Raw genomic sequence first — 14,868 nt, 5'->3', positions numbered from 1 at the left:
TCAGCTCCTGGTTTGAAGATCCGCGACGGAATGCTCCGATCCCGTCGTGTGTTGGCCGCCTCGGGCGAGGCGTTTGGCCTGGTACATCGCCGCATCGGCGGCGTTGAGCAAGGCGCCTGGAGTGGCGCCATGATCAGGGTAAACGGCAATACCGATACTGAGGGACGTCAGGACAGAGGCATTGCCGGGCAATTGAATCGGCATCTCCATGCTGGCGATGATTTTTTCAGCGATCAGCTCGGCGTCCTCAGCGTTGTGCAGCGGTGCCAGCAGCACGGCGAACTCATCGCCACCCAGACGCGCCACCAGGTCATCCTCACGCAACTGCGCCCGGACCCGCGTCGCCACCGCCGTCAGCACCGCATCACCGGCCGCGTGGCCGAAGTTATCATTGATGCCCTTGAAGCGGTCGCTGTCCAGATACAGCACAGCCACTTGCTCGTCGAGCTTGCTGGCATTGCGCAAGGCACGGATCAATCGCCCTTCGAAAAACGCGCGGTTCGGCAACCCGGTCAGGCTGTCGTGGCTGGCCTGGTGCGCCAGGGTTTCGTTCTCGCTCTGCAAATGGGTCTGCCAGGACTCCAGTTCATCGAGCAGAGCGTTGAAGTCATTGCCCAGGTTATCCAGTTCGGCAATGGCAGCCGGTGGCACGCGCCGGTCCAGGGCCCGCTCACTGCGTGCCGCGTGGGCCACTTCGGCCAGGCTGCGCAGCGGTCCGGTGATCGCCCGCAACTGCCGTCGCGCCAGGTACAACGCCACCCAGGCGCTCACCGCCGTGCACAAAATGATCCCTGCCAGACCGCTGAGCAGAAAGCGCAACAGGCTGCCGCCATGCCCCGCCAATAGAATGCTGCCAATGTTCTGCCCTTGATGAACGATCGGCAGACTGATGGGCTTTTCCAAAAACGCCTTGGCAATGTGCATTTCCAGTTCCGACAATAACCCGGTTTCCGGACGTTTCCAGTGCGCCAACAGGCGGCCATGCTCATTGAACACCTGGGCATCGGCGACTTCCTCGGTGGAGGCAATCAAGGCCAGCGCCTCGGTGGCCGCCGCCGCGTCATCGAACACCACGGCCGCTTCCACGGTGTAGTTGATCGAGCGGGCGATCAGGTGCAGGTTGTGATCGGCGTAGACCCGCAACGCAAGCACGCCTAGCAAAGTCAGGGAAACACTGGCCATGGTAATTGCCACCAACGCGACGATCAGGTGACCGCGCCCGATGACCGAGCCCAGGGTGGGACGGATCCGTGATTTGGCCAGGCTCATGGCGCTGCCGACCTGCGACGGGAAAGCTGCAGAACGCTCGGATGGATACGCACGCCACTGCGCGCGACCGAGTCGAGGTTGACCTCGAACGATACCTGCTCATCACCGACCCGCAGGCAGAACAGGCTACCCACGGTGCACTGGTCACCGCCTTCGCTGATGCTCAACACAGGTTTGCCGATCAGGGAGGCGAACAGACGGGTGCGCTCGTCGCTGGTCAGCTTGCCGATGTAGACGGCGTTGCAATCCGTGGCGATGCTGGGGTGATCGGCCAGCAATCGCTGCACGGTCACGGGCCGACCGGTGGCCTGGGTGGTGCCTTTGACCAGGTCGTCGGTGTATTGGGTCGGACCGACAATGCACAGTTGTAACTGCGCGGGCTCTACTGGCCAGCGAGCGTAGCTGAGAATGCCCAAGACGACTTGAGTGACCGACTCGGCCCGCTGTTCAGCCCGGCTCGTGGAGGGCGGGTCTTCGGCAGCCACCACAGACGACAGCAACCACAGAAGACCGGCAAGCAGATAATGCCCCCAGTCCTTGCTGCGCACTGCCTCCCGAACCGCCACTTTCATGGAAAATCTCTTGGCCATATGATAAGTGCCGGAACGATAGCACAGTGCCAAAAAGCCAGCGAGCGGGCGCCCTACGGACATATCCGACAGAAAACAGTCAGAATCGTGACCCAGACATGGAATCACGAAGGCTGATCAGTCAGTCATCTCGCTCCAACTCCAGCATCAGCCCGCTCAAGCGCTTGACCTTGCGTCGCACCGCTTCCTCGAATACCCCCACTCGCGGCTCTATCAGGCTGAACCATTGCTTGCCTCGGGTAATGGCGGTGTAGACCAGCTCCTTGGTCAATACGGGGTTCAACGCATCCGGAAGTATCAAAGCCGTGTGGGTGAATTCCGAGCCCTGGGACTTGTGCACCGTCATGGCATACACGGTTTCCACATCGTTCAGGCGACTGGGCAGGACGAAACGCACGCCACCCTGGCCGTCGTTGCGGGGAAAGGCGACTCGCAGCACCTGTTTGCCGGCATCCGGCCCTTCACGCTCGGGCAACTTGAGAGCAATACCGATATCGCCATTCATCAACCCTAACCCATAGTCGTTGCGGGTCATCAACACCGGGCGGCCTTCGTACCACTGGTGATCGCTGTCAATCAAACGGGCCTTGAGCAACGCGGCAGTGATGCGCTGGTTCAGCCCTTCGACACCCCATGGACCCTTGCGTACAGCGCAGAGCAATTGGAACTCGTCGAATGCCGACAGGACCTCTCGGGCCCAATCGGCCCAGCAGGAGTCTTCCAACGGACGGGAAATGGCCGGGCGGCGCTGTCGTAGCAAGCTCAGGTAATGCCGATACCCTTGCGGCCCTTCTGGCGCGCCTTCGAGCAACCATCGCTCCAGCGCCCCGTCATGCTCGCCCTTCAATGCCAGGCAAAACAGGTCGGCATGTTGGCCTTCCACCAGTAACTGACGGGCCTTTTCAGGCTGTTGCTGGTTGACCCAACGGGCCAACTGGCCGATACCACTGCCCTCGCCGAAGCGTCGGGAATGCCTGAGCATGACCACTTGCTGTGCCAAGGGGTGGGTGCCGTCGAGGTCTTGCTGCAGATCGCTGGCCGCCAGGTTTTCGCCGCTGACTGACTCGAGCCAGGCGCGGGTCGGCGGACTGTACCAGCCCTCCTCAGCGTCTCGACACAAGTCACCCAGCACCGCACCGGCCTCCACCGAGGCCAACTGGTCTTTATCTCCCAGCAGCACCAGTCGCGCATGAGCCGGCAGCGCATCCAGCAAATTGGCCATCATCTCCAGATCGATCATGGACGCTTCATCGACCACCAGCACATCCAGCGGCAACCGATTGCCCCCATGGTGGCGAAAATGGCGGGTCCCCGGCCGACTGCCCAGCAAACGATGGACCGTGGTCACCTCACAGGGAATGCGTTCGCGCACAGCGCCGTCCACATCCAGGGTGCGGACCTGCTGGCTGATGGACTCGGTCAGGCGCGCCGCCGCCTTGCCCGTGGGCGCGGCCAGACGAATCCGCAGTGGCTTGCCGGCCTCGACGGCAGGCGCCTGAAGCAAGGCCAGCAGGCGTACCACGGTGGTGGTCTTGCCGGTGCCAGGGCCACCGGTGACGATGCTCAAGCCTCCCCGTGTCGCCAGCGCACAGGCAAGCTTTTGCCAATCGATGGGGCCGTCGATGCTGGCCGGCCCGAACAGCCCGTCCAAGCGCTCGCGCAAGTCGCCGGGTGAAGCGTCATGTCCGGCAAGCCGTTGCCGCAATGCCTCGTCGATCCGCCGTTCATAAGCCCAATAACGGCGTAGATAAAGACGTTTGCCGGACAGCACCAACGGCCGCTGCCGGGCCTGTTCACTTCCATCGGCAGCCAAGGCCACCAGACGGCTGCAAGCCAGGGCCTTGCACCAATGAGCGCCGTCCAGGGTCCGCAGTATTTGCGACGGCAGCACGCCGACCTGCAAGTCACCCTCCGGGGGCAACGACAGGGCGAAGTCAGGTTCCTTGAGGGTTTCAAACAGGTCCAGGCAGACGTGCCCGTGGCCCAACTGATGACTGGTAAGTGCGGCGGCGAGCAGGACCAATGGATCATCGTCAGGCGCCAGTTCATGGAGGAAGGCGACGAATGCCTTGTCCAGGGCGCGCAACCATCCGCGCTCGACCCAACGCGTCAGCAGCAACAGCAGATCATTCGTACTGCTCAAAGGCGCCAGGTCAGCCAGGCGCTCATCATCGGACGATGTGGGCAGCAGGTCGGCAAAGGAACGACTCATAGCAACTCTCCCTGTACCCACGCCGGCTCGGCCTTGGGTGTGGGCGCCCCCTGGAACAGACGATCCAGCTGCTCGATCAGCGTCCGTGGCGGTTTGGTGAAATACACGCCCTGGCTGGCTGAACGGGTACCACGAAGGAACAGATACAACGCGCCGCCGACATGCCGGTCATAGTCATAGTCGGGCAGGCGTGCCTTGAGCTGGCGGTGCAGGGCCAACAGATACAACACGTATTGCAGGTCGTAGCGACTATCCAGGATCGACTGCTCCATAGCCTGCGCGGTATAGGCCATGTCATCGACACCCAGCCAGTTGGATTTGTAATCGGCCACGTAGTAACGGCCGTCATGCTCGAACGTCAGGTCGATGAACCCCTTGAACATGCCGTTGAGCAACACCGGTTCGGCGGCGACACGAGCCACACCGCCGTGGGTGAACTGGCAAACCAGTTGATCGAGCTTGAGCACATCGACCTTATGGCTGGCGAACCAGAACTCCATTTCGACCTGAAACTGCGTCAGGTGCTCGAGCACCACCGGCGCCTGGCCGTTACCGATCGGCAAAGGCATTTTGATCAGGTGTTGCAACCAGTCGCTCAGCGTGGTGATCCAGCCTTTCCAGCCTCGGCGATTGCAGCGTCGGGCAATGGCATCCTCGATGGCCGCCGGAACAACTGCGAAGCCTTCACCGGCGACCCATTCCAGAAGACCATGAAGGAAAGTCCCCGGGTTGGGGCCGCGGGGAAAGCGATGGATATCACCGCCAACGGCAATGGCTTCCCTGGGGGCATCCGGGTCTAGTCGCTCATCGTCGAACAGTTTCTGGGCCTGCGGATTTTCCGGCGCCGCATCGCTGCCTTCACTCAGGCTTTCCCCGATGCGCAACGCACTGTAGGAAGCAATCCACCAGTTTTCGCTGGCTTTTCGGACGGGGACCAAGGGTTCGAGCAACACGGCTTCATTGCGTGGTGGGAAGTAGCGCTCGTCGGTGGCCTGGGGCATTTCCTGGCAACTCATCGCGTCGCAGCCTTGTTGCAGGTCCTTGAGCCAGTGCCCCAACGCTACCGAGTCAACCAATGGCTCACCGCCACCCAAGAGGTACCCCAGCGCAGACAAATGCAGGATCGAGCTGTTGTTGCTGCCTCGCTTGAGATCAGCGACACCCAGCCAGCAGGCATGTTGCGCACGGGTCAATGCCACATAGAGCAGTCGCAGATCCTCGGCCAGACGCTCGTCATCGGCCTTGGCGATCAACTCGGCGGTGGGCTTGAGACTGATCTGCGCCTTACCGGCCTCATCGTGGTAATGCAAAGGCAACCGGCTGCCATCCACGGGTTTGGTCGAACAGATGAAAGGCAGGAACACCAACGGATATTCAAGCCCCTTGGACTTGTGAATCGTGACCACCTTGACCAGTTGCTCATCGCTTTCCAGTCGCAGGATTTGCTCTTCTCCCGCCTGCCCGGACAACGCCAGGTGCTCGGACAAATGCCGAATCAAGGCTTGCTCACCATCGAGCTCACCGGCGGCCTGCTGCAACAGTTCGCACAAATGCAACAAGTTGGTCAGCATCCGCTCGCCATCACTGCGCGCCATCAAGGCCTGGGGCAATTCGAAATCGTGCAACAGACGGCGCAACATGGGCAGCACCCCCTGGGTGCGCCAGACTGTGCGATAACCTCGGAACTGCATGACCCGGGCTTCCCAGGCCAGTTCATCCTGGTTGAGACGCTCCAGTTCCGTAAGCGGCAGATTCAAAGTAATGCTGGCCAGTGCCGCCCGTAGCGGTCGCTCGACATCCGGCTCGGCGCAAGCCCTGAGCCAGGTCAGCAAGTCCCGCGCCTCCTGCGAGGCAAAGACCGAATCCTTATCGGACAGATAGACACTGCGCACTCCCCGCGCAGACAACTCGTCTCGCACGGCCTGCGCCTCTTTACCGTCGCGCACCAGGATGGCAATGTCCGCCGGGCGTAATCCCCGGAACGTTTTTTCATCGTCCGTAAAGCCATCGCGTCCCGACTGGCCACCGTTGAGCAACGCCGTGATCTCACTGGCACAGGCCGCAGCCATGTGCTTGCGATACACCGCTCCGGAGAGGGGCTGATCCGAGGGCAGATGCCAGATATTCAAGGCAGCAACGGCTTGCCCAGCGATCTGCAAGGACTCCTTGCGACCTTGGGAGTCAACGGGCAAGAACGGTACTGGGTTCGCCCCCGATGGCTCCCGGAACAGGAAGGCCCCGCGCCCCAGCGGGCGAGCTTCGGCATTCTGGAAAATATGGTTCACGGCGCCAACCATGGCGTGGCTGGAACGGAAATTCCTCCCCAGCGTATGCAGTCGGCCAACGGTGGCTTCGCGGGCTCGCAGGTAGGTATAGATGTCGGCACCACGAAACGCGTAGATCGCCTGTTTCGGATCACCAATCAGGAACAGCCCGGTTTCAGGGTTGTTGTCTTCAATGCGGTAGATGCTTTCGAAGATTCGGTACTGAACCGGGTCGGTGTCCTGGAACTCATCGATCAACGCAACCGGAAACTGCTCGCGGATCAGGCTCGCCAGACGCTCTCCCCCCTCGACCTGCAGAGCAGCGTCAAGACGCAGCAGCATGTCGTCGAAGCCCATCTCCGCGCGGCGACGTTTCTCCGCCTCGAAGCGAGCCCCGACCCATTGCGCGGCGTGTTGCAGCACTGCGGCATCCGGGGTGGGCAAGGCATCCAGGCTGGCCTTGAGACCGGCCATGGCATCAAGCCCGGGATGGTCGGGCACTTCGCCTTTCCAGGCTTCGGCCATGCCCTCGGGCGTCAACCGCGTGAACCCGGTGCCAATGTCCAGCAGCTCGAGGCTTTCGTCATCCACCCAAGCCGTGATTTTCTGAAACCACGGCTCGAAGTAGCGTGCCTGCATCTTGCGACCATCGACACTCTTGCTCGCGACACCTTGCTGGCAGATCTCCAGCAGCTCCACCGCCCATTGCCGCCACGGCGCCTTGAGATCGAGCAAGGCGGCACTGCGCTCCTGCAGGGAGGCAGCGATGAGCTCGGCAGGCTCAAGCCCGTCAACATTGGTGCGCTCGCTCGAAAACAAGCCTCTCACACGAGGCAACAGTGCAGCAGGTCCTCCCCAATGAGCACGAACCCAGCTCAGTGCCTCGCCTTGCATCGAGTAGCAGAACAGCCGCCAATAGTCGCGCAGCACCTCGCCAAGCAGTTCGCTGTGGTCGGTCTCCAGGGTCTGGGTAAACAGACTACCGCTGTCGAACGCATGCTCGCGCAGCATCCGCTGACACCAGCTATGGATGGTCGAGACCGCCGCTTCGTCCATCCATTGCGCGGCGATGTCCAGCCGGTTCGCGCAGCCAGCCCATTGCTCTGTGTCGAACTCATCACGCAACTGTGCTATCAGCAAATCCGGGGGGGGGATTTCGTCACGAAAGAAACGCGCAGCTTCGGCCAGGCGCGTGCGGATACGTTCACGCAACTCTTTGGTGGCGGCGTCGGTAAAGGTCACCACCAGGATTTGCGGGGGAAGCAGCTCACGACCGAACCCGGTTTCCGAGCCGCCATGCCCCAGCACCAGACGCAGGTACAGCGCGGAAATGGTAAAGGTCTTGCCGGTACCGGCACTGGCCTCGATCAATTGGCTGCCACGTAGGGGGAAAGCCAGGGCCAAAGGTGTCTGCCGACTCATGAGCGTGTCTCCTCTCCGGCAGCTGAACACCATGGCGCTTCGAGCAATGGCCGATAAAGCGCATCGCACCAATCAGGGAATGTTTCGTCAGCCATCAAGGCATCGAAATCCGCAAACTGTCGGGCCAAGGCCGGACTTTCCCTTCGCTCGCCGTCAGAGGTCTGTCCATCGCCTTCGTAGGCTTTTCGAGCAGCTGCATCGGCCTTGGCCGGATCGCTCTGGCCAAGCCAGGCAAAGGCCGTCTTCACCGCGACCGGCAACGGCTGGCGCATGCCAGCCTGCCAGGCTTGCAACAGATCGCCGAGCAGTCTTTGCGCCACCGGCTGTTCAAAAGGTGCCAGCAGCAAACTGTCATCACTGGCCACCAGCGCCGTCGTCATAGACAGACCGTTAGCACAGGCCACCAGGTGGTTGACCCAGGGACGTATCAGGCGATGCCATTTGCGAGTCTTGGTGGAGCCAATGCTGTTGGGAATCGCGGTGATGGCAAGAACCGCACCATCGGACCGCTGGTGCAGGCCACTGAGCCACCCTTCGACGCTCACCCCATGCAATTGCAGGCTGACCGGCACAGCACTGGTCAGCGGCGCGGGCCATAACGCCAGGAGCTGTTGGTAACGCCGGAGCAGATCGGGCAAGGGCTCGATCAACTCGCGCTGCATGCACTCTCCGAACCCGGCCATCGGTAACAGCCCGCTGTTCTGGAGCCTCTGAGCGTGGGCGGCCAGGGCAAGATCGGGCTGGTCCAGGCGAACCAGGGCCGCTTCGAGCAAGCTGTCGCTCAGGCTGTAGCGTTGCAACGCATCGAGAACGAAGGGTTCGTCATCGGCCAGGGGCGCTTCGATAGCTTCGAAAAATACTTTGAGTCGTTGGCTGAAGAAATGACGGACGGGATTGCGCAGAAAATCCTGCAACTGCCCCAGGCCCAAGGGTTCTTCCTGGACGTAGGGCTCCAGCACCTGGGTCTTGTCGGTGTGATCGTGAGCGCCGTGAAGCATCCGCCATTCACTGGCGTAACTGAACAACTCATCGCCTTGATGAAAATATCGAGCGCTGAACGGCTGCAGAGGGTGTTCCTGGGTCAGTGCCTCGAGCAGATTCCTACTGTCATCTGCCAACCGCCAACCACTGGCCAGGTGATCGCGCAGTTGGCCGATCAACACCGACGCGGGTCGGTCACTGTTGTCGCGAATGCTGCGTCCTACCCAACTGATATAGAGTTTCTCCCGTGCCGACAGCAGTGCTTCCAAGAGCAGGTATCGATCATCTTCCCGCCGTGAACGATCGCCTGGACGATAGTCGCTGCCCATGAGATCGAAATCCAAAGGTGGCTGGGCTCGCGGGTAATCGCCATCGTTCATCCCCAACAGGCACACCAGCTTGAAGGGGATCGCGCGCATCGGCATCAAGGTACAGAAATTCACCGCTCCGGCCAGGAAACGTTGGGACAGTCGACCTTGATCCAGCCCGGCCAACCACGCTTCCCGTACAACCGTCAGCGGCAACTCGTCGTGCAGCCCCACCGACTCGCAGGTTTCCAACCAGGTTTCGCGCAGGTCCTCGAGTTGGGCCAACAGGTAGTCGTCATGCTCGTTGCTCGCCAGGAAAAACAATTGCATCAGGTCGTGCAGACGCGAACCCCATTCCTGTGGTGATGCGGGCTGGGTGAATTCCTGATGGGCGACTTCCAGCGCATCCAGCAAGGCCACCAAAGGACCAATCAACGCCGCATCAAGGCCGCCGATTTCATCATAGGGTTCAATGCCCTCATAAGCGCCTGAACTGCCGACGGCATACCCCAGCAACATGCGCCGAAGGCCGAAGCGCCAACTGTTCTGTTCAAGCTCCGCAGGCAACCCCAACCCGGCACGGTGTTCGGCGCTCATTCCCCAGCGAATGCCAGCCCCCTCGATCCAGCGATGCAGTGTAGGCAAGTCGGCCTCGTCAATGCCGAAACGCTCACGCAACGCCGGGACATCCAGCAAATCGAGGATTTCACTGACCGGGAAGCGGCTGTCAGGCAACTTGAGCAGGTGTTCGACCGCAATCAGCAGCGGATCACGCCCACGCTGGCCCTGGTCGGTGAGGGTGAATGGAATAAAACGGGGATCGGTTCTATCCAATTGGCCGAACACAGCACGGATATGCGGGGCATAACTGTCGATATCCGGGACCATGACAATGATGTCCCGGGGGCGTAGCGTCAGGTCGGCACTAAAGTGGGCTAGCAACTGGTCATGGAGAATTTCGACTTCGCGCTGAGCGCTGTGGGCAATATGAAAACGGAGTGACCCGTCTTGTGCCGTATCGACGGCTGGCCAGTGTTCCCGGGTTTCATTCAGGGGACGCAGCTCAAGGATGTCATCTTGCAACTGACTGAGGAGGGTCGTCGGATTCCCGTCACTGAACAGGTCGATTCGCCCATCGCGAAATACCGAGCGATAGCTGTTGGGGTCATCGTAGCTGTCGAGCAGGTTGATGTAATCGCGTCCCTGCTTGCCCCAGGCAGCCAGCAACGGATGAGCATGCTGATGCAGGGTCTGCGGGTCGAGGACGACGGGCATGCCGGTCTTGCGTGCTTGACGCTTGTATTGATGACGCAGCAAGTCCTTGTCGGCCACGATGTCCGCCCAATGGTGACGACACGGATTGTGGACGCATAGCAGGACCTGGCTGAACCGGGACAGACCTGCGAGCGCTTCGAGCACTTGGGCTGGCAACGAAGAAATGCCGAACACGATCACCCGCGCGGGCAGACCTTTCGGCGCGACTTCCAGGCTGTTGATACGCTCGATGTAGCGCTGGTGAACGCCAGCACGGCTTTGGGCCATGCCTTTCTCTCCGACGTCCAGCAACAAGGCTCGCCACAGTTGCGCTTGCCAACAATTGGCTGGCGCGAGCGGCTTGATTTCGCCCCGCACGCTTCTTGTCTGGTGTCGACCTTCCGCCCAGTCTTCAAGCCAGTCGGCCCGATACACCTGGTATTGGTCGAATAGATCGGCAAGACGTTCGGATAACTGATAGCGCTTGCGTAAGTCGGTGTCGTGGGTAAGGAATCGCCGCAGCGGCTCGAAATGAGGCTGCTCGATCAATTGCGGCAGCAGGCGCATCAGTCGCCAGGTTAGGGGCGCCTTATCCAGCAGGGACTTGGCCGGAATCTCGTCACGCCCCAGAACCGTACGATAGAGTTGCCACATGAAGCTGCCTGGCAACTGCACATCAATGGCGGCCGCAATACCGCAGCCACCCGTATCGTCATCTTCCGGGTCTTCAGCCAGTGCCAGCTTGAGCCATTGGGCAATGCCGTTGCTTTGTACCAGCGCGATTTCATTTTCAAGAGGGGCCAGCGGGTAACGCCGCATCAAGCTGATCACCAGGCTGCGCAACTCATCAAGGCGATTCCCGTGAACCACCATGAAAGCAGGGCTAAGGGACGTCGCGTCCGGCATGAAAGGCATCCTTGAAAATGCAAAAGCTAGGGCCGAACCTTAGCACTGTCGGGGGGCTGTGACAGCCGGGAGCTGTCCGCGCTTGTCGTAAGAACTTTCCTGCGGGCAAAACAAAACCCCTACCTGCATCAGCAGATAGGGGTTTCGGAATTTAATCTTGACGATGACCTACTCTCACATGGGGAAACCCCACACTACCATCGGCGATGCATCGTTTCACTGCTGAGTTCGGGATGGGATCAGGTGGTTCCAATGCTCTATGGTCGTCAAGAAATTCGGTAGCCAGCGCGTGCCTTGCGGTCACGTTCCAGCGAATGGGTATGTGATAGTTTGTGTGTTTGCTGCGAACTTTCGGTTCATGTCGTCTTCACACACCGCAATCTGGTGCCCTTTCGGGTCAGCAAATTGCTTGGGTGTTATATGGTCAAGCCTCACGGGCAATTAGTACAGGTTAGCTCAACGCCTCACAGCGCTTACACACCCTGCCTATCAACGTCGTAGTCTTCGACGGCCCTTCAGGGGACTCAAGGTCCCAGTGAGATCTCATCTTGAGGCAAGTTTCCCGCTTAGATGCTTTCAGCGGTTATCTTTCCCGAACATAGCTACCCGGCAATGCCACTGGCGTGACAACCGGAACACCAGAGGTTCGTCCACTCCGGTCCTCTCGTACTAGGAGCAGCCCCTCTCAAATCTCAAACGTCCACGGCAGATAGGGACCGAACTGTCTCACGACGTTCTAAACCCAGCTCGCGTACCACTTTAAATGGCGAACAGCCATACCCTTGGGACCGGCTTCAGCCCCAGGATGTGATGAGCCGACATCGAGGTGCCAAACACCGCCGTCGATATGAACTCTTGGGCGGTATCAGCCTGTTATCCCCGGAGTACCTTTTATCCGTTGAGCGATGGCCCTTCCATACAGAACCACCGGATCACTAAGACCTACTTTCGTACCTGCTCGACGTGTCTGTCTCGCAGTCAAGCGCGCTTTTGCCTTTATACTCTACGACCGATTTCCGACCGGTCTGAGCGCACCTTCGTACTCCTCCGTTACTCTTTAGGAGGAGACCGCCCCAGTCAAACTACCCACCATACACTGTCCTCGATCCGGATAACGGACCTGAGTTAGAACCTCAAAGTTGCCAGGGTGGTATTTCAAGGATGGCTCCACGCGAACTGGCGTCCACGCTTCAAAGCCTCCCACCTATCCTACACAAGCAAATTCAAAGTCCAGTGCAAAGCTATAGTAAAGGTTCACGGGGTCTTTCCGTCTAGCCGCGGATACACTGCATCTTCACAGCGATTTCAATTTCACTGAGTCTCGGGTGGAGACAGCGCCGCCATCGTTACGCCATTCGTGCAGGTCGGAACTTACCCGACAAGGAATTTCGCTACCTTAGGACCGTTATAGTTACGGCCGCCGTTTACCGGGGCTTCGATCAAGAGCTTCGCGTTAGCTAACCCCATCAATTAACCTTCCGGCACCGGGCAGGCGTCACACCCTATACGTCCACTTTCGTGTTTGCAGAGTGCTGTGTTTTTAATAAACAGTCGCAGCGGCCTGGTATCTTCGACCGGCGTGGGCTTACGCAGCAAGTGCTTCACCCTCACCGGCGCACCTTCTCCCGAAGTTACGGTGCCATTTTGCCTAGTTCCTTCACCCGAGTTCTCTCAAGCGCCTTGGTATTCTCTACCCAACCACCTGTGTCGGTTTGGGGTACGGTTCCTGGTTACCTGAAGCTTAGAAGCTTTTCTTGGAAGCATGGCATCAACCCCACTTCGTCACCCAAAGGGTAACTCGTCATCAGCTCTCGGCCTTAAGATCCCGGATTTACCTAAGATCTCAGCCTACCACCTTAAACTTGGACAACCAACGCCAAGCTGGCCTAGCCTTCTCCGTCCCTCCATCGCAATAACCAGAAGTACAGGAATATTAACCTGTTTTCCATCGACTACGCTTTTCAGCCTCGCCTTAGGGACCGACTAACCCTGCGTCGATTAACGTTGCGCAGGAAACCTTGGTCTTTCGGCGTGGGTGTTTTTCACACCCATTGTCGTTACTCATGTCAGCATTCGCACTTCTGATACCTCCAGCAAGCTTCTCAACTCACCTTCACAGGCTTACAGAACGCTCCTCTACCGCATCACTTACGTGATACCCGTAGCTTCGGTGTATGGTTTGAGCCCCGTTACATCTTCCGCGCAGGCCGACTCGACTAGTGAGCTATTACGCTTTCTTTAAAGGGTGGCTGCTTCTAAGCCAACCTCCTAGCTGTCTAAGCCTTCCCACATCGTTTCCCACTTAACCATAACTTTGGGACCTTAGCTGACGGTCTGGGTTGTTTCCCTTTTCACGACGGACGTTAGCACCCGCCGTGTGTCTCCCATGCTCGGCACTTGTAGGTATTCGGAGTTTGCATCGGTTTGGTAAGTCGGGATGACCCCCTAGCCGAAACAGTGCTCTACCCCCTACAGTGATACATGAGGCGCTACCTAAATAGCTTTCGAGGAGAACCAGCTATCTCCGAGCTTGATTAGCCTTTCACTCCGATCCACAGGTCATCCGCTAACTTTTCAACGGTAGTCGGTTCGGTCCTCCAGTTAGTGTTACCCAACCTTCAACCTGCCCATGGATAGATCGCCCGGTTTCGGGTCTATTCCCAGCGACTAGACGCCCTATTAAGACTCGCTTTCGCTACGCCTCCCCTATTCGGTTAAGCTCGCCACTGAAAATAAGTCGCTGACCCATTATACAAAAGGTACGCAGTCACCCAACAAAGTGGGCTCCCACTGCTTGTACGCATACGGTTTCAGGATCTATTTCACTCCCCTCTCCGGGGTTCTTTTCGCCTTTCCCTCACGGTACTAGTTCACTATCGGTCAGTCAGTAGTATTTAGCCTTGGAGGATGGTCCCCCCATATTCAGACAAAGTTTCTCGTGCTCCGTCCTACTCGATTTCACTTCTAAGATCCTTTCGCGTACAGGGCTATCACCCACTATGGCCGCACTTTCCAGAGCGTTCCGCTAAAATCAAAGAAGCTTAAGGGCTAGTCCCCGTTCGCTCGCCACTACTAAGGGAATCTCGGTTGATTTCTTTTCCTCAGGGTACTTAGATGTTTCAGTTCCCCTGGTTCGCCTCTTGCACCTATGTATTCAGTACAAGATAACCATCTTATGATGGCTGGGTTCCCCCATTCAGACATCTCCGGATCAAAGTCTGTTTGCCGACTCCCCGAAGCTTTTCGCAGGCTACCACGTCTTTCATCGCCTCTGACTGCCAAGGCATCCACCGTATGCGCTTCTTCACTTGACCATATAACCCCAAGCAATCTGGTTATACTGTGAAGACGACATTCGCCGAAAATTCGCATGCATGCTCAAAGAGCAACTCACAAATTTTACCTTAGCCTGATCCGTTACCAGTGAAAGTAACGTTCAGTCTATCTTTCTATCACATACCCAAATTTTTAAAGAACGAACTAGTCAAAGACTAGAAATCAACATTCACCATCGAACCGATGGAATGCTCATTTCTAAGCTTTATACAATCGAAGCAGTAGTGGTGGAGCCAAGCGGGATCGAACCGCTGACCTCCTGCGTGCAAGGCAGGCGCTCTCCCAGCTGAGCTATGGCCCCGTATTTCTACAGGCGTTTCCCACAC

At 58.7% G+C, this 14,868-nt stretch carries 5 protein-coding genes, 1 tRNA gene and 2 rRNA genes; all 8 read right to left on the bottom strand.

What is annotated here, in order from left to right:
• The 8 genes from SGN16_RS03500 to SGN16_RS03465 all read right to left on the bottom strand — a co-directional run bounded on the left by SGN16_RS03500 (position 1) and on the right by SGN16_RS03465 (position 14,843).
• On the bottom strand, positions 1-1,269 hold the full coding sequence (locus tag SGN16_RS03500; protein ID WP_210642713.1) for a diguanylate cyclase: 1,269 nt from the start codon (positions 1,267-1,269) through the stop codon (positions 1-3).
• Entirely contained in the window at positions 1,266-1,841 is a 576-nt protein-coding gene (locus SGN16_RS03495; protein ID WP_210642712.1) for a YfiR family protein, read from the bottom strand. Before SGN16_RS03495 ends, SGN16_RS03500 begins: the two co-directional genes overlap by 4 nt.
• Positions 1,842-1,980: 139 nt before the next feature.
• Positions 1,981-4,071, bottom strand: a complete 2,091-nt coding sequence (gene recD, locus SGN16_RS03490) for an exodeoxyribonuclease V subunit alpha (RefSeq protein ID WP_335945861.1) — start codon at positions 4,069-4,071, stop codon at positions 1,981-1,983.
• The gene (gene recB / locus SGN16_RS03485; protein WP_335945860.1) at positions 4,068-7,757 is read right to left on the bottom strand and encodes an exodeoxyribonuclease V subunit beta; all 3,690 of its coding nucleotides are present in this window, start codon (positions 7,755-7,757) and stop codon (positions 4,068-4,070) included. The genes recD and recB overlap by 4 nt, the downstream gene beginning before the upstream one ends.
• Positions 7,754-11,206: an exodeoxyribonuclease V subunit gamma gene (gene recC, locus SGN16_RS03480; protein ID WP_335945859.1), complete on the bottom strand. Its 3,453-nt coding sequence runs from the start codon at positions 11,204-11,206 to the stop codon at positions 7,754-7,756. The genes recB and recC overlap by 4 nt, the downstream gene beginning before the upstream one ends.
• 155 nt (positions 11,207-11,361) lie before the next feature.
• Positions 11,362-11,477, bottom strand: a 5S ribosomal RNA gene (gene rrf, locus SGN16_RS03475).
• A gap of 149 nt (positions 11,478-11,626) precedes the next feature.
• Positions 11,627-14,520, bottom strand: a 23S ribosomal RNA gene (locus SGN16_RS03470).
• A 247-nt stretch (positions 14,521-14,767) separates the two neighbouring features.
• Positions 14,768-14,843, bottom strand: a tRNA-Ala gene (locus SGN16_RS03465).
• Positions 14,844-14,868: the final 25 nt, after the last annotated feature.

Origin of the sequence: Pseudomonas sp. G166 (assembly GCF_037027455.2) — a bacterium.
Classification (GTDB): domain Bacteria; phylum Pseudomonadota; class Gammaproteobacteria; order Pseudomonadales; family Pseudomonadaceae; genus Aquipseudomonas.
Note: the sequence above shows the minus strand (reverse complement) of the source record. Positions and strands in the feature narration are given on the sequence as shown.